The organism is Senegalimassilia faecalis (genome assembly GCF_004135645.1).
GTDB lineage: Bacteria > Actinomycetota > Coriobacteriia > Coriobacteriales > Eggerthellaceae > Senegalimassilia > Senegalimassilia faecalis.
Genome location: NZ_SDPW01000001.1, coordinates 132,421 through 153,362 on the forward strand (window position 1 = coordinate 132,421; position 20,942 = coordinate 153,362).

The 20,942-nt window shown below is 62.6% G+C and carries 20 protein-coding genes and 1 pseudogene; 1 reads left to right on the forward strand and 20 read right to left on the reverse strand.

The features are described from left to right. Positions 1–75 precede the first annotated feature (75 nt). From dapA to ET524_RS00675, 20 genes are all read right to left on the reverse strand, one after another. Positions 76–966: a 4-hydroxy-tetrahydrodipicolinate synthase gene (gene dapA, locus ET524_RS00580; RefSeq protein ID WP_129422891.1), complete on the reverse strand. Its 891-nt coding sequence runs from the start codon at positions 964–966 to the stop codon at positions 76–78. 156 nt (positions 967–1,122) lie between these two features. Further along, on the reverse strand, positions 1,123–1,890 hold the full coding sequence (gene dapB / locus ET524_RS00585) for a 4-hydroxy-tetrahydrodipicolinate reductase (RefSeq protein WP_129422892.1): 768 nt from the start codon (positions 1,888–1,890) through the stop codon (positions 1,123–1,125). A 112-nt stretch (positions 1,891–2,002) separates the two neighbouring features. Further along, a complete protein-coding gene (locus ET524_RS00590; protein ID WP_129422893.1) occupies positions 2,003–4,234 on the reverse strand; it encodes a polyribonucleotide nucleotidyltransferase in 2,232 nt (743 codons plus the stop codon). A 158-nt stretch (positions 4,235–4,392) separates the two neighbouring features. Further along, positions 4,393–4,680, reverse strand: coding sequence for a 30S ribosomal protein S15 (gene rpsO, locus ET524_RS00595; RefSeq protein ID WP_129422894.1), 288 nt, complete (start codon positions 4,678–4,680; stop codon positions 4,393–4,395). A 251-nt stretch (positions 4,681–4,931) separates the two neighbouring features. Continuing rightward, positions 4,932–5,180: a TIGR03905 family TSCPD domain-containing protein gene (locus tag ET524_RS00600; RefSeq protein WP_129422895.1), complete on the reverse strand. Its 249-nt coding sequence runs from the start codon at positions 5,178–5,180 to the stop codon at positions 4,932–4,934. A 61-nt stretch (positions 5,181–5,241) separates the two neighbouring features. Beyond that, positions 5,242–6,018, reverse strand: a complete 777-nt coding sequence (recO, locus tag ET524_RS00605; protein ID WP_129422896.1) for a DNA repair protein RecO — start codon at positions 6,016–6,018, stop codon at positions 5,242–5,244. Between the two features lie 2 nt (positions 6,019–6,020). Then, positions 6,021–7,739 (reverse strand): PASTA domain-containing protein, encoded by a 1,719-nt coding sequence (locus tag ET524_RS00610; RefSeq protein WP_129422897.1) that lies wholly within the window; start codon positions 7,737–7,739, stop codon positions 6,021–6,023. 98 nt (positions 7,740–7,837) lie between these two features. Then, positions 7,838–8,788 carry a GTPase Era gene (era, locus tag ET524_RS00615; RefSeq protein WP_129422898.1) on the reverse strand — a complete coding sequence of 317 codons (951 nt, stop codon included), beginning with the start codon at positions 8,786–8,788 and terminating at the stop codon, positions 7,838–7,840. Positions 8,789–8,812: 24 nt separating this feature from the next. Further along, a complete protein-coding gene (locus ET524_RS00620; RefSeq protein ID WP_236648220.1) occupies positions 8,813–9,208 on the reverse strand; it encodes a diacylglycerol kinase family protein in 396 nt (131 codons plus the stop codon). 30 nt (positions 9,209–9,238) lie between these two features. Continuing rightward, positions 9,239–9,703, reverse strand: a complete 465-nt coding sequence (ybeY, locus tag ET524_RS00625; RefSeq protein ID WP_129422900.1) for an rRNA maturation RNase YbeY — start codon at positions 9,701–9,703, stop codon at positions 9,239–9,241. Next, positions 9,687–10,676 carry a PhoH family protein gene (locus ET524_RS00630; RefSeq protein WP_129422901.1) on the reverse strand — a complete coding sequence of 330 codons (990 nt, stop codon included), beginning with the start codon at positions 10,674–10,676 and terminating at the stop codon, positions 9,687–9,689. The genes ybeY and ET524_RS00630 overlap by 17 nt, the downstream gene beginning before the upstream one ends. Positions 10,677–10,745: 69 nt before the next feature. Then, complete coding sequence (locus ET524_RS00635) at positions 10,746–11,972, reverse strand: MiaB/RimO family radical SAM methylthiotransferase (RefSeq protein WP_129422902.1); 1,227 nt, start codon at positions 11,970–11,972, stop codon at positions 10,746–10,748. Beyond that, positions 11,969–12,769 carry an RsmE family RNA methyltransferase gene (locus ET524_RS00640; protein ID WP_129422903.1) on the reverse strand — a complete coding sequence of 267 codons (801 nt, stop codon included), beginning with the start codon at positions 12,767–12,769 and terminating at the stop codon, positions 11,969–11,971. The genes ET524_RS00635 and ET524_RS00640 overlap by 4 nt, the downstream gene beginning before the upstream one ends. Before the next feature lie 12 nt (positions 12,770–12,781). Then, positions 12,782–13,921, reverse strand: a complete 1,140-nt coding sequence (gene dnaJ / locus ET524_RS00645) for a molecular chaperone DnaJ (protein ID WP_129422904.1) — start codon at positions 13,919–13,921, stop codon at positions 12,782–12,784. 57 nt (positions 13,922–13,978) lie between these two features. Then, positions 13,979–14,995 (reverse strand): heat-inducible transcriptional repressor HrcA, encoded by a 1,017-nt coding sequence (hrcA, locus tag ET524_RS00650; protein ID WP_129422905.1) that lies wholly within the window; start codon positions 14,993–14,995, stop codon positions 13,979–13,981. A 149-nt stretch (positions 14,996–15,144) separates the two neighbouring features. Continuing rightward, on the reverse strand, positions 15,145–16,254 hold the full coding sequence (hemW, locus tag ET524_RS00655) for a radical SAM family heme chaperone HemW (protein ID WP_129422906.1): 1,110 nt from the start codon (positions 16,252–16,254) through the stop codon (positions 15,145–15,147). Further along, a complete protein-coding gene (gene dusB, locus ET524_RS00660) occupies positions 16,247–17,218 on the reverse strand; it encodes a tRNA dihydrouridine synthase DusB (protein WP_201738581.1) in 972 nt (323 codons plus the stop codon). The genes hemW and dusB overlap by 8 nt, the downstream gene beginning before the upstream one ends. 117 nt (positions 17,219–17,335) lie before the next feature. Beyond that, a complete protein-coding gene (locus ET524_RS00665; protein ID WP_129422907.1) occupies positions 17,336–17,533 on the reverse strand; it encodes a hypothetical protein in 198 nt (65 codons plus the stop codon). 12 nt (positions 17,534–17,545) lie between these two features. Next, positions 17,546–19,348, reverse strand: coding sequence for a translation elongation factor 4 (gene lepA / locus ET524_RS00670; RefSeq protein WP_129422908.1), 1,803 nt, complete (start codon positions 19,346–19,348; stop codon positions 17,546–17,548). 107 nt (positions 19,349–19,455) lie between these two features. Beyond that, positions 19,456–19,878 carry a hypothetical protein gene (locus ET524_RS00675; RefSeq protein WP_129422909.1) on the reverse strand — a complete coding sequence of 141 codons (423 nt, stop codon included), beginning with the start codon at positions 19,876–19,878 and terminating at the stop codon, positions 19,456–19,458. A gap of 370 nt (positions 19,879–20,248) precedes the next feature. Here ET524_RS00675 and rpsT point away from each other — a divergent pair. After that, a pseudogene (gene rpsT / locus ET524_RS11875) lies at positions 20,249–20,506 on the forward strand (30S ribosomal protein S20); the annotation flags it as partial. Between the last annotated feature and the right edge of the window lie 436 nt (positions 20,507–20,942).

Sequence of the window (20,942 nt, forward strand, 5' to 3'; positions counted from 1 at the left end):
TGGCTCATATACTATTTCCTTACTGCCTACGCACGAAGCGGGGCTGCACCCGTGCAGCCCCGCTTCGCCTCCTGGCTAGAGGACGCCGACCTCGCGCATGGTGTGCTCAAGCTCGGCAGACTGCTCAGCCGTGGCATCCACCAGCGGCAGGCGAACGCCGCCGACGGGGAAGCCGGAAAGCTTCAGTGCCTCTTTGACCAGGATGGGGTTCGCTGTCTTGAACAGCCCTTCCATGAGGGGCATGAGACGCTCGTTCGCGGCAGCGGCTTCTTCCCACTTGCCTGCCGCGCACAGATCGACGATCTCCTTCATGCGAGAAGGAGCAACATTGCCGATCGTGGAGATGACGCCCACGCCACCCAATTTCATGATGTCGTAGGTGGCGGAATCGTCGCCGGAGTAGACGCAGAAGCCTTCGGGCGCGCCTTCGACGATTGCCTTCACCTGATCAAGGTCGCCGGAAGCTTCTTTCACGGCGACGATGTTGTCGAATTCGTTTGCAAGGCGCAGCGTGGTTTCGGCCTTCATGTTCACCACGCAGCGGCCGGGGATGTTGTACAGGATGATGGGCAGCTCCACGGAGCCGGCAATAGTGCGGAAGTGCTGGTAGATGCCCTCTTGCGGAGGCTTGTTGTAGTACGGCACGACGCACATGAAGCCGTCGACGCCCAGCTTTGCCACATCGGAGGCGAAGCTCACCGTGTCGGCCGTGCAGTTGTCGCCCACGTTGGCGATAACGGGAATGCGGCCGTCAACAGCGGCGACCACAGCTTTGAACAGCTCGATTTTGCCGGGATAGAACACCGTGGGGCTTTCGCCGGTGGTGCCGTTGATGATAAGCGAGTCGGCGCCGCCCTTCACAAGGCGGTCGGCAAGCTCCTGAGCGCGATCAAGGTCGAGCTCGAGGTTTTCCTTCATGGGCGTGACCATGGCGGGGATCATGCGACCAAAGCGAGGCTGCTCCATCTTATGGCACCTTTCTGTGCAAGCGCGCGACATGATGCCGTGCGCGGTTTCCTGCTTGAATTCAACAGTCTTGTATTATGCCACGGCACCCTTGCGGGCGCCGTGAAGTCTACTAAATTGTCACGTGAGCACGTCGATTACGCTTGTGGCGCGACGTTAGCCCATGAAGTTTTCCAGGCCCACGATAAGGCCTTCTTTGTCGCCGACGCTGCGGATGCCTAAAAGCACGCCGGGCATGTAGGACTCGCGGTCCCAGGAATCGTGACGAATGGTGAGCGTCTGGCCCATGGAGCCGAACACCACTTCCTGGCTAGCCACGTAGCCCATGGAGCGCACGGAATGAACCGGTACGCCGCTGATAAGCGCGCCGCGCGCACCCTCGGCACCGGCGATCTCGGTTTCCTTGCCCGGAGCGGCGCTGACGCGGCCGTCGCGCGCCTGCGAGATGATCTCGGCCGTGCGAACCGCCGTGCCGGACGGCGCGTCCTTCTTGTTGCAATGATGGAACTCCAGCACCTCGGCTTCCGGGAAAAACGGCGCTGCCGCTTTCGCGAACTGCATCATGAGCACGGCGCCCGTTGTGAAGTTCGGGGCATAGAACAGGCACGTGCCTGCGGGGGCCAAGGCCGCCAGCTCCGTGAGCTTGTCGTTGGACAGGCCCGTGGTGCCCACGACGCAGTCGATACCGGTGGGAAGCGCCGCGCGCAAATTGCCTTCCACCACCGAGGGCTGCGTGAAGTCGACGAACACGTCGAACCCGCCTGCGGCTACGGCCTGCTCGACCGTTTCGTACACGGCGAAGGCATCAGATGCCCCGTGGGGGTCGATGCCGCAGGTCACCTGCATGTCATCGGCGGCGGTGACGGCGTTGACGACGGCGGACCCCATGCGTCCGGCGAAGCCGGAAACTGCAACGTTGATCATAAGTGCTCCTTAGTGCTTGGGGCCGGCGGCGATCAGGCGATTACCGCCGGCGCTTGGCGATACCAAAACGGCGGCCTGCGCTAACAGGCCGCCGAAACACTACATCTATGCCCTACTGGACGTCGTGACGACGACGCGGGGTGCGGTTGGCGCGGCCGGGGCGCACGTCGCGCTCGCCGTGGCCTTCGTGCTTGCCGCCCTTGTCGTGGTCGCGGCCGCCGCGCTTCTCGCGCGGAGCCGGAGCGCTGCCTTCGGGGGCATCGGGCTTGTCGAGGCGATCGAGGGAAATCTTGCCCGTCTTCGGGTCAACCTCGAGTACCTGGACCTTCACCACGTCGCCCATGGACAGCACGTCCTCCACCTTGCCGACGCGGCCGTTGGCCACGCGGGAGATGTGCAGCAGGCCGTCTTTGCCCGGCGTCAGCTTGATGAAGGCGCCGAAGTCCTTGATGCCCACGACTTCGCCTTCATAGATTTCGCCGACCTCCGGCTCCTTGACGATGCCCAAGATCATGGCCTTGGCGGCCTCGCCCGCAGGGCCCTCGACGGCAGCGATGTGGATGGTGCCGTCTTCCTGGATGTCGATCTGCGCGCCCGTCTCGTCCTGGATGCCGCGGACAACCTTGCCGCCGGAACCGATGACGTCGCGGATCTTGTCGACCGGGATGTGGATGGTCTCGATGCGCGGAGCGGTGTCGCGCAGGCTTGCGCGCGGCTCGGGCAGCTCGGCCAGCATGGCGTTGAGGATGAACGCTCGGCCTTCGTGGGCTTGCTTCAGCGCGCGGCCAAGGATTTCAGTGGACAGGCCCTTGGCCTTGTTGTCCATCTGAAGGGCCGTGATGCCCTTCGCCGTGCCGCACACCTTGAAGTCCATGTCGCCGAGGAAGTCTTCAAGGCCTTGGATGTCGGACAGAATGACGACGTCGTCGCCTTCCTTGATGAGGCCCATGGCGATGCCGGAAACGGGAGCCTTGATCGGCACGCCGGCGTCCATGAGCGCCAACGTGGAACCGCAGGTGGAAGCCATGGAAGAAGAGCCGTTAGACTCCAGAATCTCGGACACCACGCGGATGGAGTACGGGAACTCGTCCTCGGAGGGGATCACCGGCAGAAGCGCGCGCTCGGCCAGTGCGCCGTGGCCGACTTCGCGGCGCTTCGGGGCGCCCATGCGGCCGGTTTCGCCCGTGCAGTACGGCGGGAAGTTGTACTGGTGCATGTAGCGCTTGCCCTCGGCCGGGTCGATGGTGTCAAGGCGCTGCCACTCGTTGAGCATGCCAAGCGTGGCGATGGAGAGCGCCTGGGTTTGGCCGCGCTGGAACAGGCCGGAGCCGTGCACGCGGGGCAGGTAGCCCGGCACGATGTGCAGCGGGCGAATCTCGTCGGGGCGACGGCCGTCGGCGCGCTCGCCCGTTTCGATGACCATGGCGCGCATGGCGTGCTTCTCAAGCGCCTTGAGGGCGGCGGCGATGTCGGAGCCCCAGGCGGCAAGCTCTTCCTCGCTGAACTGCTCGGCCTTGATGCGGGCCTTCAGCTCCTCGACCTTGCCCATGCGGGCCTGCTTGTCGGCGTCTTTCAGAGCGGCGGACATCTCGTCGAAGAACGGGTTCACTCGCGCGTCGATGGACGGATCGGCCACATGGATGGGCCACTCGACCGGCGTGATGTCGCAGCGGTCGAGGAAGCGCTGCTGGGCGCGACAGAATTCGGCGATGGCCTCCTGGCCGAAGTTCATGGCGCGCAGCATGAGGTCTTCGGTGACCTCGTTCGCGCCGGCTTCCACCATGGAGATGTAGTCGGCCGTGCCGGCGATGGTGAGCTCGAGGTCGGAGGTCTCCTGCTCGGCGTACGTGGGGTTGACGATGAACTCGTCGGTTCCCGGGTTATGGGCGATGCGCACGCAGGCAGCCGGGCCGTCGAACGGGGCGCTGCCAAGCATCAGCGCTGCGCTGGCGCCGCCGACGCAGATGCAATCGGGCGGGTTCTGGCCGTCGCACACCAGCGTGGTGGCAACGATGTGCACCTCGCGCTTGAAGCCGTCCACGAAGCCGGGGCGGATGGGACGGTCGATCATGCGAGCGGTCAGCGTGCCCTTTTCAGACGGACGCGCCTCGCGCTTGAGGTAGCCGCCGGGGATACGGCCGACGGAGTACATCTTCTCCATGAAGTCGACGGTGAGCGGGAAGAAGTCGTAGTTCTTTTCTTCCTTGGAGATGACGGCGGTCACGAGCACGGTGGTGTCGCCCTGCGTGACGAGCACGGCACCGGTGGCCTGCTTAGCCAGTTCGCCCGTTTCGAAGCGGTACGTTTTGCCGAAAAGTTCGAAGGACTCGACGATCTTTTCCATGTGGTGTTCTTTCTTTCTCTTCTGCCTTAACTGCCCTAGTGCAGCTAAGCTTCTTTGGCCTTTCGGTACTTATGGTTCCCTGTGGCCGCGAGCAGGCGCGCCCTTGCACGTCCGACCGCTATGCAAAAGCCCGCGCGGGCTGCGCGGGCTTTCGTTGACTAGATGTTGTCGCGGATGCCGAGCTTCTTGATGAGGGCACGGTAGCGCTCGATGTCGCGTTCCTTGATGTACTTGAGCAGACCGCGACGCTTACCGATGAGCATCATGAGGCCACGACGAGAATGGTTGTCCTTCTTGTGGGTCTTCAGGTGCTCGGTGAGGTTGCGGATGCGCTCGGACAGGATTGCAACCTGCACGTCCGGATTGCCCGTGTCGTGCTCGTTCGCGCCGAATTCGGCGACCAGTTCTGCCGTACGCTCTTTCGAGATGCTGAGTTTGCTAGGCATAGCTTAACTCCACCTTTCCTGCGGGTCTGCCCCGCCTTCCGTGCAGCTTGTGAAAGCTGCGCTCTACGTGCTTTTCGCTGAGATCCATGCAATATGGGAACCAAGTGAAAAGTGTTTGCCGAATGGCAACTTGTCAATTGTATGCGATGACCTGGCGCGTTCGCAAGATGCACCTGAGCGCGTCACAGCATGCGCACATCTTTGCACCGGCCGGCGAAGCGAACGCCGCAGTCGCCGTTGTCCCTGGTGCGCTACTCCGCCGCGCGGGCTGCGCGCAGGCCTTGCACCAGCTGATCGGCGCACGACGTGGAGCGGCGTCCGCACGTGTTGCCTTCGAGCACGCATGCCACCTCGTCGATGTTCTTGCCTTCGATGAGCTTGCTGATGGCCTTAAGGTTACCGTCGCAGCCGCCGACGAAATCGACGTGCTTGATGGTGTCGCCGTCAAGGTCGATGTGGATTTCGCGCGAGCACACGCCGCGGGGTTGGTAGGTATACATGTGTTCTCCTCTCGTCGATGATGCAAGTATGACAGACGCGATAAGGTTCTTTGCGCGTCTCCTAAAACAATCCGCAGGTGAACAGGAACGCCAGCGATTTAAGGTTCGTGGATGCGTGCATGTGGGCCCAGGCCTGGCATAGGCGCAGCACGCCGAAGACGGACGATTGGTCGATATCCGCGTGCGCGATGTCGGAGAAACGCATGCCCAAAAGCGCGCGAGCCCACGATATGGTGGCGGCGTTTATGCGCACGGCGTCGGGCGTGACGCAGGCTTGGCATTCCACGCCGCCTTCGGCATAGGAAAACGCAATGCCCTGCGCTTGGGCGTCAGCCTGTTGCGCGTCGATGGGCTGGCCGCACAGGCAGCAGGAATCCAGCGTGGGGCGCACGCCCGCGAACGCGAACGTTTTCAGCAGGTGCGCGGCTGAGATGGCGGGCGCGTGCAGCGCATCGGCGCCATCGAGGGCACAAAGCGCGGCGCTAGTGCATGCGAACAGCTTCGGGTTCTCCAGATCGGCTTGCGTGATGCGGTCGAGCAGCTCAAGCATGGGGGTTGCCGCCGCAGTGCGCTCGATGCTTTGCCGTAGCGCACCGTTACCCGCGCAGAGGCGCACTTCCTTCACGATATCAAGCGACCTGCCGCGCGCGAAGAGCACGTCGGCTTCTGCGCCGAGTTCCAACCGGGAAGCGAACTGGCTGGATGGCCGGCGCGCCCCTTTTGCCACGGCCCGCAGCTGACTGCCGTTTTGCGCCAACAGCGACAAGATCAGGTCGGTCTCCCCTAGCTTCGTTTTGCGCAGGACGATGACGCGCGCCGTGTAGGTTTGCTGCGCCACCGTTACTGGAACGACACGCTGGTGACGTTGTCGGACGAATCGAACGTGATGGTGCCCGAGACTTGCTTGGAGTCGCCGGAAACGCTCAGCGTTTGCCCCAGCACGGTCACCGAGGTGGAAGCGCGGCCCGTTGCGGTGAACGACACGGTGTTGTCGCCCTGGTACGTGACGCTATCGACCGACGAAACGGTGAACGCCGAGTTATCGGACGCCTTCAGCGTGTTCGAGGCCAGATACGACCGGGCTGCCTGCGTCAACTCGCTTCCGCGCGATTTCGCGATGTTGATGGTGACGACGGTATCGGATGAAGCCTTCGAGCCAGCTTGCGGGTCGCTGCCGAGAAGCGTGCCTTCGGGAACCGTCTCGTTATACGTATAGGTGGAAGCGGCTTGAAGGCCAGCAGCTTCGATGGCGGACACAGCTTCGCGGTACGTCATGCCCGTGATGTCGGGAACGGTGTAGGCTTCGGCAACCGTCAGCGTGATGGCCGTGGAAGCCTTCGCTTTTTCGCCTTCGCCGGGGTCTACCGACAGCACCGTGCCTTCGGCCTCGTCGGAGCGCTTCGTTGTAACGGTAACGTTTTCAAACCCGCTGTCGGCCAGCGCTTTTGCGGCATCGTCTTGGGTTTTGCCCACCACCGCGGGAACAGTGCGCGACGTGGAGACATGGATGACCACTTCGGAGCCCTCTTCCTGGCGCGCGCCGGCGCCTGGATCCATGAGCAGCACCAAGCCTTCCGTGGAATCAGAGGGCACCGTGGTGGCACGCACGGTGAAGCCCTTGTTCTGCAGCAGGTACGTTGCGTCGGACTGCGTCATGCCCGTGACGTCGGGAATGACCTTGCCGCCCCACATCTCGAGATAGTACGTGACCCCCGCAGCGGCTGCTGCGGCAAGGACGAGCACAAGCGCGATGATGATGGCGGCTTTTTTGCCGCGGCCGGCGCTTTCGCGCGCATCGGGGGCTTTGAAGTCTTTCTGCTTCGGCGGCTCGACGCCTTCGATGCGCGGCATCTGCATGGTGTCGCCGGCGCTCCATGCCGATTTCGGCGGTACGTATCCGGGATTCACCAGGAACTCGTCGAAGCCGGACAGGTCTGCCCCCGTTGTTGGGCGTGGCTCGGGCGCGGTCAGCTTCGGTCCAATGACCTGGGTTTTCTCGGCCTCAAGTGCCACGGAGCGCAGTTCGCGGACGTCAAGCACGTGCGTGCGGTCGTTATCCTTGATGTCAAGGTCGCTCAGGGCGTTTCCTAGATCGCACGTTTCGCTTGCCTCGAGAGATGCCGCTTTAGGGGCATCGTCGGATTCGTTGTTGCCGTTTTCAGCGGCGTTGTCATCTGCGCTGCCTTCTGACTCATTGGCATCTTCTTCGGGTTTTGCCTCTTCGACGTCGGAATCTTCGTGCTCGGTTTCCGATTCGACTTCATCGTGAGGCTCGTTGTCTTCGCTTTCGGGCAGCGGAAGCGCATCATCGATTTCGTCCGCGATTTCTTGTTGTGCAACGGGCTCGTCGTCGTTGAATTCGTCGACGGGCTCATAGGAGAACGCGCGCTCGGGCGTGGTCATGCCAATGCCGGATACGCTGATATTCGGCAGGCCCTCAAGGGCTTTGCTGTCGGCCTGAGTTTCTTCGGGGGTGTTATCGGCCGCAAGCCGCGTTCCGCATTCGTCGCAGAACTTCGCTCCTGAACGATTATCCGTATGACAATGAGGACAAATCATGCCGAAACTCCTAGCACAAACCTTGCAATCACAATAGCCCTATTGTAGCGAACGCGGCCGGGTCGACCGCGTTCGCTTTGTCAACATGCGCGAAAGGATTACAACCCTTCGCCGTAGCCGAAACGCCTGATTTGCGTGGCGTCGCGGCGCCAGTTCTTCTTCACCTTCACCATGAGGTCGAGGTATACGCGGGTGCCGAGCAGCTGTTCGAGGTCGGCACGCGCTTCTTGGCCGATGCGCTTGATGGCCTGGCCGCCCTTGCCGATGATGATGCCCTTCTGCGAGTCGCGCTCCACGTAGATGCGTGCCAGAATACGGTTGAGGTTCTTCGCCTTTTCGTACTCCATGTGCTCGATGGTGACGCCGATGGAGTGCGGTACCTCGTCGCGGAACGTGCGCAGGATCTTCTCGCGGATGAACTCGGCCACGATGACCTCGATGGGCTGGTCCGTTTCCATGTCGGCGGGGAACCATGCCGGGCCCTCGGGCAGGAAATACTCCACTTCCTCGATGAACGCGTCCACGTTGTGGCCCGATTCGGAGCTCAGTCCCACCATGGCGTCCCAGTTGGCCAGCTTGTCGGCGGCTTCGGCCTGCGCGTGCAGCTGCTCTTTCGTGACCAGGTCGGATTTCGACAACACGCAGATTTTCTTCGCGTGCTTGCAGTGCGGGCCGTCAAGCTGGGCCGCCACCCACTCGTCACCGCGGCCGACGGGCTTGGAGGCGTCGATGAGCATGGCGATGACGTCGACGTCTTCAAGCGCCTTGAGCGCCGAGGTGTTCAGCTCTTCGCCAAGCGCGTCGTGCGGCTTGTGCAGGCCAGGCGTGTCCACGATGATCATCTGCATGTCGTCGCGCGTGTATACGGCGCGGAAACGGTGGCGCGTGGTTTGCGCCGTGTTCGACGTGATGGCGATTTTCTTGCCCATGATGGTGTTGAGCAACGTGGATTTGCCGGCGTTCGGGCGGCCGATAAGCGTGACGAAGCCGGATTTGAAGCCGTCGCCCGAAGGCGGCGCGGCGTGTCCGAAGTAGGCGTCGAGGTCCATAAGTCTCCTTTGAGGGTTGGGTTGCTAGGAAATGAAAAGCGCCAGCAAGCGCGGGGCGAACACGATGATGCCCACAACCAGCGACGCGATGGCGCCAGCTAGCGCCGCGCCGGCCGCGCAATCTTTCGCCTTGCGTGCCAGCTCGTGGTAGCCGGGGCTTGCCAGGTCCACCACGGCTTCGATGGCGGTGTTAAGCGTTTCAAGCGCGAACATCATGCCGATGCACACGATGACGGCAAGCCACGACGCCGTGTCGATGCGCAACGCGAAGCCGAGTGCGATGGCAACAACGGCGAAGCCGGCGTCGATGCGCAGGTTGCGCTCGCCGCGCACGGCTTCGGCAAGGCCGCGTCCTGCGTTTGCGAACGCAGAGCCAAGCTTGTAGCGCTGGCCCAGCCCTTTCGTGTCGGCAGTGCGCACGAAAGGCTTCGTTTCGTTGGCGGGCATGGCTTAACGGCTGTTCCAGGCTTTGAGGATTTCGTCCTCAAGCGCTTCCATGACCTGCGCTTCCTCTTCCACGATGTGGTCGTAGCCGCACAGGTGCAACAGGCCATGCACGAACAGCAGGCTGATTTCCTGCTCGAACGTGGTGCCGAACTCATGCGTTTGGCGTTCGGCCACATCGGGCGCGATGACCACGTCGCCCAGCTCGTACACGTCGTCGAAGCCTTCTGGCACGATATCGGAAAGCTCGTCTTCCACACCGTCGCATTCGAACGACAGCACGTCGGTGGGGCCAACTTTCCCGCGATACGTTTCGTTGAGGTTCGCGATCTCGTCGTCGGTGACGAAGCTTAGGGACACCTCGGTGTTTTCGGGTTTGTGCTGGTGATTCAGCACGAATTGCGCCAACTCCACCAGCGGCATGTCCTTCAGGTCGTCTTCGCGATAGTCGTAATTAATTTGCACGTCCATGATTTGCCTTCTTCTGCGCGCTGTGCGTTTGCGCGCGATCGTACGCCGAGACGATGGCGGCCACGAGCGTATGGCGCACCACGTCTTTGCCGGAAAACTTGCAGAATGAGATGCCGTCGATATCGCCGAGGATGTCCTCGATGCCTTTAAGGCCCGAAACGCCGTGCGGCAAATCGAGCTGCGTGATATCGCCGGTAATGACCATTTTCGACCCGAAGCCCAAGCGTGTGAGGAACATCTTCATTTGCTCGGGCGTGGTGTTTTGCGCTTCATCGAGGATGACGAAGCTGTCGTTGAGCGTGCGCCCGCGCATAAACGCCAGCGGTGCGATTTCGATGACGTTGCTTTCGATGAGCTGCTGGGCGCGCTGCATGTCGGTCATGTCGAACAGCGCGTCGTACAGCGGGCGGATGTAAGGGTCCACCTTTTCGGAGAGCGTGCCGGGCAGAAAGCCAAGATTCTCCCCCGCTTCCACCACCGGACGCGTAAGGATGATGCGCCCTGCTTCCTTGCGCTTGAGCGCCGCCACGGCCATGGCCATGGCAAGGTACGTTTTGCCCGTGCCCGCAGGGCCGATGCCGAACGTGACGGTGCTGTTGCGAATAGCATCGACATAGTGCTTCTGGCCTGCGGTTTTGGGCCTGATGGCACGGCCGCGGTACGTGAGCAGTATGTCTTCGCGAAGCGCCGTGGGCGAAAACTCCGCGTTGCGCAGAAGCTCGATGGCACGGGCGACGTAGCCCGAGTCGGGGACATCGCCGGCCTCTACGTGCTTGATGAGCTCCGTGAACAAGGCAGTGAGCGATTGGACCTCGATGGGGTCGCCTTCAAGCACGATGGAGTCGCCGCGCACGGTGATACGCGAGTCGAACGCCTCTTCGATTTGGTGCAGCAGGCAATCGCCCGGTCCGACGACCAGCGCCATGTTCACCGATTGCGGCGCGGTCAAGGTGATGTGCGTGTTCTCTGTCATGGGCGCTAGTATAGCACGAGGAATTTCGCGTTTTTGCGGCGCGGCCTGGACGTTCACGGCCTGCACAAGCTAAAGCGTTACGGGCATGAGCGCGCCTGCCTTGACACCTTCGGGAGCCGGCAGCTCGTGGTAGCTTTCCGTCATGGCCACGCCGTTTTCCTCGATGAGCGCCAGCTCTCTGGTGCCGGCTCTGTTTTCTCGATCTTGTTGGCGTAGTTGCTTGGCAAGCGCGCGTAGCGTGCGGGCGCGTTCGGCACGCATTTCGTGCGGAACTTGATCGGTGCGCGCAGCTGCGGGAGTGCCCTCGCGCTGCGAGTACGGGAACACGTGGATTTTCGAGAAGCGGCAGCGTTGCGCCACGTCAAGCGTTTCTTGGAAATCCGCGTCCGTTTCGCCGGGAAAACCGCAGATGATGTCGGTAGACAAAGAAAGCTCGGGAAGCTTTGCATACAGCTTGTTTACCAGCGCCTCGAATTGCTGCGCCGTGTACGGGCGGTTCATCTCGGCAAGCACCTTCGTGGAACCCGATTGCAGCGGCAGATGCAGATGGCGGCAGATGCGACCGTTCGAGCGAGCCATGACGTCGATGAGCTTGTCGGACACGTCGGCCGGTTCGATGCTTGAGATGCGGAAGCGACACGGCGGCTGACCCGGTTCGTGCACGTCGGCGGTGTCGTCGAGCAACGCCTGCATGAGGCCGTCGAGCATAAGGACTTCCCCCTGGCCGCCATCGAAGCGATACGACCCCAGGTTGATGCCGGTCAGCACGATTTCGCGGGCGCCCGCTTCAGCGAGCGCCTTGCATTCTTCGCGCACATCGCCAGCGTTGCGGCTGGTGGCCCGCCCGCGCGCAACGTGCACGATGCAGTACGTGCAAGCGTTGTTGCAGCCGTCCTGTACTTTCACACCCACGCGTGTGCGAAAGCCGTTGCCAACGGCCAGTGCGTGATATCCCGACTTCAAAGGCCCAACCAGCTGGTCAATCACTTCATCGACCTGCAGTTTTCCCGCAACATGCACGCGGCCCGGCGCCATGGCCGTGAACGCATCGGCATCGATGGCCGCTGCGCAGCCGGTTACCACCACGTGAGAAAGGTCGTTCGCGCGCAGGGCATGGCGCACCGCCTTGCGCGTTTTCTTCTCGGCTTCGCCCGTGACGGTGCACGTGTTCACCACCACGATGTTCGCGGCGGCTTCGTCGGTTTCCTGGCAACCGCGTGCGAGCAGGCCCGATGCGAACGCATCGGATTCCACGCGGTTGACCTTGCAGCCAAGATTCACGATGGCGAAGTTCATGCGCGCTCCTTTGCGCCCAGCCCGCCCAGCTCATAGAGCACCAGCGCCGGCGCCACGATGCCGGCGGTTTCCGTGCGCAGGATGGAGCGGCCCAGCGATACCAAGCTTGCGTGCGCGTTGCTCGCCAGAAGTGCCTCCACTTCTTCCGGAGCAAGTCCGCCCTCGGGGCCAACAACCACTGCGATTCGTGCTTCGACCGGGGGTTTTCCTACATTAGCTAGTGCGCTTGCAAGCGCTTCGTGTAGCACGGCCGTGCCCGGAGCCTCTTCCCAGCACACGAGCACCGCGTCGAAACCCGCCAGCGCGGCGCACACCGCGGGCAGCTTCATGGGCTGGTTTACGTGCGCCAAGCGCGTTTGCCCCGACTGCATGGCGGCGCTTTTGGCGATGGCTTGCCAGCGCTCGGTTTTCGCAGTTGCTTTCTTCGCGTCTACTTTCATGATGGAGCGTGCGGCGGCAAACGGTATGAATTCGGCGACGCCCAGTTCGGTGGCATGGCGGATGACGGTTTCCATTTTGTCGCCCTTCGCCAGGCCCTGCACCAAGCAGACGTGCGGCATATCGCTTGCCTGGTCGAGATGGCCGGCAATGCGCACGACGGGCAGCGCCTCGGCAAACGAGACTATTTCGCATTCGAAATAGTCTTGGGCGGCATCGACGACGGCAACATGTTCGCCCGGGGCAAGGCGCAGCACTTTAGCGTGCTTGGCATCATCGCGCGAAAGCGCAAGTGGAAATTCCGCTTGCGCTTCTTTTGCGAGCACCTGAACGTTTAGAAAGAAGTGTGGAAGAGACACGAAGCTCCTTCGCTAGTTGAACTTGTCGCGCAGCTTCTGCAGCGGCGTGCGCGCCTCGGAAACGTCTTCGCCCAGTTCGTGGGCCAACTGCTCAAGCAGCTCGCGCTGCTTTTTCGTAACCTTCTTCGGCACCACCACGGTAACGTGCACGTACATATCGCCGCGAGCATCGCTGCGGAAGCGCGGCATGCCGAAGCCTTTCACGCGCACGATCTGATCGTTCTGCAGGCCCTCGGGGATGCGCACCTTCACCTTTTCGCCCTCGAAGATGCCGTCGACCTCGATTTCAGCACCAAGCGTTGCCTGGACGATGGACACGTTCGCGCGGCAATGCAGGTCGTCCCCGTCGCGTTCGAAGAACTCGTGGGGCTGGATGCGGCACGTGACAATGAGGTCGCCCGAGCGCGCACCGCGAAGGCCTGCCTCGCCGAAGCCGGTCAGGCGCAGCTGCTGGGCATCGCGAATGCCCACGGGCACCTCGACGGTGACGCGCTGACGGTCGGGCACGCGGCCCTGGCCTTCGCACTCGGGGCACGGGTTGTCGATGGTTTTGCCCGTGCCGTTACACTTGCTGCACGTGGTGGCCGTTTGCATGTCGCCCAGGAACGTGTGCTGCACGGTGACCACGCGGCCCTTGCCGCCGCACTCGGGGCAGGACACTTCCTTGCCGTTTTCGCCCAGGCCCGTGCCGTCGCAATCCGGGCAAGGCGCCAGGCGGTCGTAGACGATTTCCTTTTTGGCGCCCGTGGCAACTTCCTCAAGCGTCAGTCGCAGGCCAACGCCCATGTCGCGGCCTTCCGTGCGCTGCTGGCGCGCACCGCCGCCGCCCGCGGCACCGCCGAAGAAGCTGCTGAAGATATCGCCGACGCCGAAGCCGCCGCCGAACAGGTCGTCGAAGTCGACGTAGCCGTTGCCGCCATAGCCGCCGCCCGCGGCGCCCGGGACGGTGCCGAAGCGGTCGTACTGGGCGCGCTTGTTGGCGTCGCTGAGCACATCGTATGCTTCGTTGAGCTCTTTGAACTGGTCTTCTGCGTCGGGAGCTTTGTTTACGTCAGGGTGCAGCTCGCGCGCTTTGCGACGAAACGCCTTCTTGATATCCGCCTCGGTTGCGTCGCGGGAGACGCCGAGAACTTCGTACAAGTCCTTCGCCATGGTGTTTCCGTTCTACCTTTCTTCGGGGCGCGGTACGCTGCCGGCCCCTTGTACCACCTAGTTATCGCCTAACGCGGCGCCAGCGATGCGCACCGCGCGAATTACCTTCGAATAGTCCATGCGCGTGGGGCCGATGACGGCCACGACGCCTGCCGCGTCGCCACGCCCGTAGCGGCTGGCCACCACCGACACGCCCGAAAGCGCTTCGGCATCGTTTTCCGAACCGATGCGCACGCTAGGCGCGCCCGTGCATGTCTGCGCCGCGTTGTCGAGGATGTGCAGCAGCACCGTGTCGTCTTCAAGCACCTGCATGACGGGAAGCAGCGCCTGCGATTGGCTGAACTCGGGTTGCGCAAGCAGCGACGTTACGCCCAGGCTGTGCGCGCGCGACGTGTCGCCCTCGCGCATGCACGAAAGCACCTCGTCAAGCGTCATGCGCACGAGCGGGTTGCGGAACGCCTCGGCCATTCCCTGCCCCAGGCCGTTTTCGATCTCGTGCAGGCTGTTGCCCGAGAACACGTCGCCGAGCAAGTGCTGCACGCGCGCAAGTTCGTCGCTGGGCACCTCTTCGGCGAATTCCATTTGCCGATTGAACACCTGGCCGTCTTCGGTGACCACCACCACAAGCGCCCGGTACGGCGTGAGCGAAATGAGCGAGACTTGCTTGATATGCAGGTCAAGCACCGAAGGGGCAAGCACGATGGACAGGCAATCGGTCAGCTTCGTGAGCGCCGACGACGTTTGTTCCACCAAATCGTCAAGCTCCGATGCGCTTTCGCGCAGCTTGTCTGCCGCCTTCTTGCAGCGCTCGTCCTCTTCTTCGCGGCCTTCCTGAGCAAGCAGGTTGTCGACGAACGCGCGATACCCTTGATCGGTTGGGATACGGCCGGCCGAGGTATGGGGCTGCGCGATGTAGCCGCCGTCTTCAAGCACCGAAAGCTCGTTGCGCACGGTTGCCGCGCTGACGCCGAGCTGGTAGCGCTCGGTCAACGTACGCGAGCCCACCGGCAGAGCGCGCGCCACGTATTCCTCGATCAATGCCGCCAACACTTTTTGACGTCGATCTGAAAGCACGCTTCTCCACCATCCTTTCGCATGTGTACCACTCTTTGGTATTCGGTTTCGTAGCAGATTATATTAGCAGCCCGGCCGGCGGAGTGCTAATACTGCACCGAATTGTAAGAATTGCGAAGACGAAGGCGCCCGCGTGCCCCGATACGTGGTTACGGAGCCAGGTCAAACAGCGCGCCATACAGATCGTTGCCGCACAACCATCCGCGCTCAGTCGGGCGCCAACGGTTGCCCTCGTGTACCGCAAGCCCCTGCTGAGCAAGCTCTTCAAGCACGCGTCGCACGTCGGGCAACTGGCTTTCCGCCTGCGTGATCAGCTCATCGGAAACGCCGCGCGACATGCGCATGCCCAACATGAGGTCTTCCGCGAACATCTCGGCGCGGTTCAGGTCGTCGGTGACCTGTCCGTCTTGCACGCGCATGCGGCGCTGGTCGTTTTGCGTCATGGACGCTGCGCTTTTCCCGATACCCAGGTACGGCACGCCGGTCCAGTAGGCGATGTTGTGCTTGCAGGCATAGCCGGGCTTGGCGTAGCTTGCAACCTCGTAGCGCTGATACCCTGCCGCCTGCAGAAGCCGCGCGGCGACTTGCATATGCTCGGCTTCGACGTCGTCGTTGGGCTCTTCCATCTGGCCTGAGAGCACCATGGCGTCGAATGGCGTATGCGGCTCGATGGTAAGCGGGTAGATGCTCATGTGCGTTACCCCCTGTTCGATAGCCGTCTGCACGCTGTGCTCGAGGGAGGCGGTGGTTTGCCCCGGAATGCCGCACATCAAATCAACGCTGACGTTGTCGAAACGCTCGTGCGCGGCGGCGACGGCGCGCTTGGCCCCCTCGGCGTTATGCGCGCGCCCAAGCGTAGCCAGCACGTTGTCGTCGAAGCTTTGCACGCCGATGGACAGGCGGTTCACGCCGAGTGCCCAGATGTCTCGCACCATGGCGGGCGTGAGGCTTTCGGGGTTCGCTTCCATGGTGCACTCGACGTCGGGTTCAAGGCGCATGGACAGGCTGAGCGTGTACAGCAGCATGGACAGGCGGCTTAAGCCCACGTGCGAGGGCGTGCCGCCGCCTAGGTACACGGTTTCGATGCTGCCAAGTTCCCCTTCGCGGGCTTTGCGGCGGATTTGCAGGCAGAGCTCTTCGATGTATTCGTCGATGAGCGGGCTGTCCTGCTTTACGGCCGATGTGGTGAAATCGCAGTAGGCGCAGCGCTTCACGCAAAACGGCAGATGCACGTACAGGGCGCGGTAGGGATCATGCATGGGCGCCCGCAATCTCTAGCAGCTCGTCGAACACGGCGTCGAAGTCTTCGACGCCTACGCATGCGTTGATTTTCCCGCGCGCCGCCGCGGCTCCGGGAAGCCCGGCCATGTACCACATGGCGTGCTTGCGCATGCGCACGATGTTGCGGCCTTCGCGCTGGGCAAGCAGGCGCGCATGGCGCCGCGCCATGGCGATGCGCTGCTCAACCGTGGGCGCCACGGGCGGGTGCTCACCGGCCAGCGCGGCTTTGGCCTGCGCGAATATCCAGGGGTTTCCCTCGGCCGCGCGAGCGATCATGACGGCGTCGCAGCCAGTTTGCTGCTTGATAGCCGCCGCATCGGCGCCGCACTTCACGTCGCCGTTGCCGATGACGGGGATGCTGACGGCCTGCTTCACGCGCGCAACGGTGCCCCAATCGGAGCTGCCGCGGTACAGCTGCTCGGCAAACCTGCCGTGCACGGCCACCGCGCAGGCGCCCGCCGCTTCCATGCGCCGGGCGAATTCCGGCGCCGTTTCCTGGCCTTGCGCCCACCCTCGGCGAAACTTCACCGTTACGGGGTGGTCAACGGCAGCGCGAACCGCGCTGACGATGCGTGCGGCAAGGTCGGGGTCGCGCATAAGCGCGCTGCCGTCGCCTTTCGTGACGATTTTGCGCGCCGGGCAGCCCATGTTGATGTCAAGATATGCCAGCGAATCCCCCACGGCCTGCTCGATCCACGCCGCCTGCGACGCCATGACGCCAGGCTCGTGGCCGAACAGCTGCACAGCCACCACGTCTTCACCTTGCGCCAGGTCAAGCAAGTGGCGCGTTTTCTCGTTTGCATAGGAAAGGCCCTTCGCGGACACCATTTCCGTGTAGGTCAGATCAGCGCCCTGCTCGCGGCACAGCGTGCGAAACGCCATGTCGGACACGCCGGCCATAGGCGCCAGCAGCAGCTGATGGGATGCGAAAAAATCGTACATACGTCCTATCCTATACCGACCGCACAAGGCGCGGCCGACCGCTTCATGCGCGAATGCCAAAAGGTTGCGAAAGCCGGAGCCCATGGTCTTTCGCAACCCCGGCTCCGGCTTCATGCGCTACAACGATGAGAGGATGCCTACGCCCGACACCAGCGTGAACACCAGCAAGCAGACAAGCGCGACGACCACGACCACGCAACCGCAGCCGGCCGCCTTCGTGCTGCCGCCTTGCGCGCGTTCGAGCTCGGCTTTCGCCTTGTTCTCGTCGAATGCGTCGTCAAGCCAGCTTCCCTCTTCGCGCGAACTTTTGCTCATATGACCCGAGTCCTAATCGTCAACCTTCAAAATGGCCATGAACGCCTCTTGCGGCACTTCCACGTTGCCGATGGCCTTCATGCGCTTCTTGCCTTGCTTCTGCTTTTCCAGCAGCTTTCGCTTGCGGCTGATGTCGCCGCCGTAGCATTTCGCCAGCACGTCTTTGCGCTTGGCTTTCACCGTCTCGCGCGCCAGCACGCGTCCGCCGATAGCGGCCTGGATGGGCACTTCGAACATCTGACGTGGGATGATGTCCTTCAGCTTCTCCGTAAGCACGCGCCCGCGCTCATAGGCTTTGTCGCGGTGCACGATGAAGCTGAGCGCGTCGATGGGCTTGCCGGAAAGCAGGATGTCAAGCTTCACCAGGTTCGACGGCTTGTACCCATCGAAGTCGTAGTCCAGGCTTGCGTAGCCTTTCGTGTTCGACTTCAGCTTGTCGAAATAGTCCATGATCAGCTCGGACAGCGGAATCTCCCACAGCATCTCCACCGTGTGCTGCGACAGGTAGTTCATGGTAACGAACGTGCCGCGGCGCGCCACGGTAAGGTCCATGACGGCGCCCACGTAATCGGGCGGGATGAGGATCTTCGCCTTGAGGTAGGGTTCCTCGATGCGCTCGATCTCGCCTGGGTCGGGCATCTCCTGCGGCGAGTGCAGGCTGATCATCTGGCCGCCTTGGCGGTACACGTGGTACTCCACCGACGGCGCCGTGGCCAGAAGGTCCAGGTTGAACTCGCGCTCCAGGCGTTCCTTCACCACTTCCATGTGCAGCAGGCCCAAAAAGCCTACGCGGAAGCCGAATCCCAGCGCGTGCGATTTTTCCGGTTCCCAGATAAGGGCCGGGTCGTTGAGCGACAGCTTCTCGAGCGCCTCTTTGAGCGGCTCGTACTGGTCGGAGTCGATGGGGAACAGGCCCGTGTACACCATGGGCTTGGCCTCGCGGTAGCCAGGCAGCGGCTCGTCCACGCCGCCTTCGGCCAGCGTGATGGTGTCGCCCACCTTGACGTGCGACAGGTCTTTCAGGCCCGTGACCAGGTATCCTACCTCGCCGACGGAAAGCTCGGGCAGCGGCTCTTCCACGGGGTGGCGCGCACCGACCTCTTCGGCCTGGATGACCTTGCCCGACGCCATAAGGCGCAGCTTCTGGCCTTTGTGCATGGAGCCGTCCACCACGCGCACCAGCGCCACGACGCCGCGGTACGGGTCGAAATAGCTGTCGAAGATGAGCGCGCGCAGCGGTGCGTCGGCGTTGCCTTGCGGCGCGGGGATGTTGTACACCACCGCTTCCAGCAGGTCGTGCACGCCCACGCCCGTTTTGCCGCTTGCCAGCACGGCGTCGTCGGCTGGGATGGCAAGGCCGTCCTCGATTTCGGCCTTCACGCGCTCGGGCTCGGCCGAGGGGAGGTCGATCTTGTTGATAAGCGGGATGATCTCCAGGTTGGCGTTCATGGCCATCATGGCGTTGGCCACCGTTTGCGCCTCGACGCCCTGCGTGGCGTCCACCACCAGCACCGCGCCTTCGCATGCGGCCAGGCTGCGGCTGACCTCGTACGTGAAGTCGACGTGGCCGGGCGTGTCGATGAGGTTGAACTGGTACGTTTCGCCGTCATCAGCCGTGTAGCTGACGCGCACGGCCTGGCTTTTGATGGTGATGCCGCGCTCGCGCTCGATGTCCATGCTGTCAAGCAACTGCGCCTGCATGTCGCGGTGCGCCACCGTGCCCGTCATCTCGAGGATGCGGTCGGACAGCGTGGACTTGCCGTGGTCGATATGGGCGATGATGCTGAAGTTGCGAATATGCGAAGGGTCGGTCATGGCCTCGGCTTTCATATAACGGGCGCGCAGCGACTTTACACGCCGCTGCGCGATTTTGCGTTTCGCTCGATTCTATCAGGGTTGCAGGCGGGCTTGCCGGCCAAGCACTACAATTCCACGTCAGCGGCGCCGGCCGCCTGCGCGCTTACCGTGACCAGCTTCGCCTTCACCTGGCCATCGTTGGTGCACACGGCCCACGTGCCTTCGGGCAGCGTGATGGTGGCCTCACCCCCCGACACGGACTGCGTGGACGTTTGCTCGGGCACGAACTTCGACCCGTCTTCGGAAATGAACGTGGGCTTGCAGACGATCACCTGCGAAGCGTCCGTTTTCACGTGCACCTCGCCAGTGGATTGGGCGGCCGATTCCGGTTGCGCCACGTCATAGGTTTGCTTCTCGTCGGAATGGCACGACGCGCACGCCTTTCCCTGTTCGATGATCTCGTGCTGTTTCGCGCCGCACCCGGCAAGGCCGCACGCGCCGACGGCAAGCGCCGCCGCGCACGCCGCGGCAAGAACCTTCGTCCGCATTATGGAAAACCCCTTTTCTTCCGTTTGCATCGAACGAAAATGTGCATTCCTCTGCACAAGTTTCAAAATGTCTGTGCGCTTGCGCGCAACATGCGGTATTCTATCGCATTGCGTATCCGGCGCGACGTTCGCTCACAAAACGTGAAAGCGAATCCGCAGACAAGGCTGCACGAAGGATAGTCGTAGTGCCGGGTGGCCGATTGGCTTACCTGAACGGGAAAACCTGACCGTTCCGCATATGCATCTTCTTGAAAGGTTTGCGCCTGATGGCGGCATATGCCAATCTGTCATCCGCGCATTTCACTCCTTTTGCCTGCCGGTTTCGCAGGAAGGCCCTGAAGGGCACACCACGTATCGAAGGAGTTTCGAAATGGCAAACATCAAGAGCCAGAAAAAGCGCATCGTAACCAACGAGAAGTCCCGTCAGCGCAATCGCGCCTGCAAGTCCGAGCTGAAGACCGCCGTGCGCGCTGCTCGCGAGGCCGTTGCCGCTGGCGATGCTACCGCCGCTTACGCCAAGGCGCTGTACGCCTGCCGTCTGCTGGACAAGGCCGCTTCCAAGGGCATCATCCACAAGAACCAGGCCGCGAACCGCAAGTCCGGCATCATGAACCTGGTGAACACCATCGTCACCGACGAGGTGCGCGCCGCTTATGTGAAGCCCGAGGCTAAGAAGCAGGAGTCCAACGGCAACAAGAAGGCTGCTCGCAAGGCTGAGCGCGTTGCTGCCATGAAGGCCGCTTCCGAGGCCAAGGCGCTGCGTCGCGCCGAGCAGCTGAAGCAGGAAGCTGCTGCCGCCGAGCGCAAGGCCAAGGCTGCTGCTGAGGCTGCCGCTGCCGAGGCTGAGGCCGGCGAAGGCGAAGAGGCTGCTGAATAGCCTGCTGCTTTAGTTTGAGTGCGAAACGCCCCGGATTTCCGGGGCGTTTTTTGTGTTTGGGGCGGTTGAGATGGGAACTGGCAGGTGCCGGCAGGGAACGTGCGGACATGATATGGGGGCTTGTTGCTTGGTTGGTTTGGTTGCAGCTGCCCTGCTCGACTGGCGTCTTACGCCATTCCTGATTTCT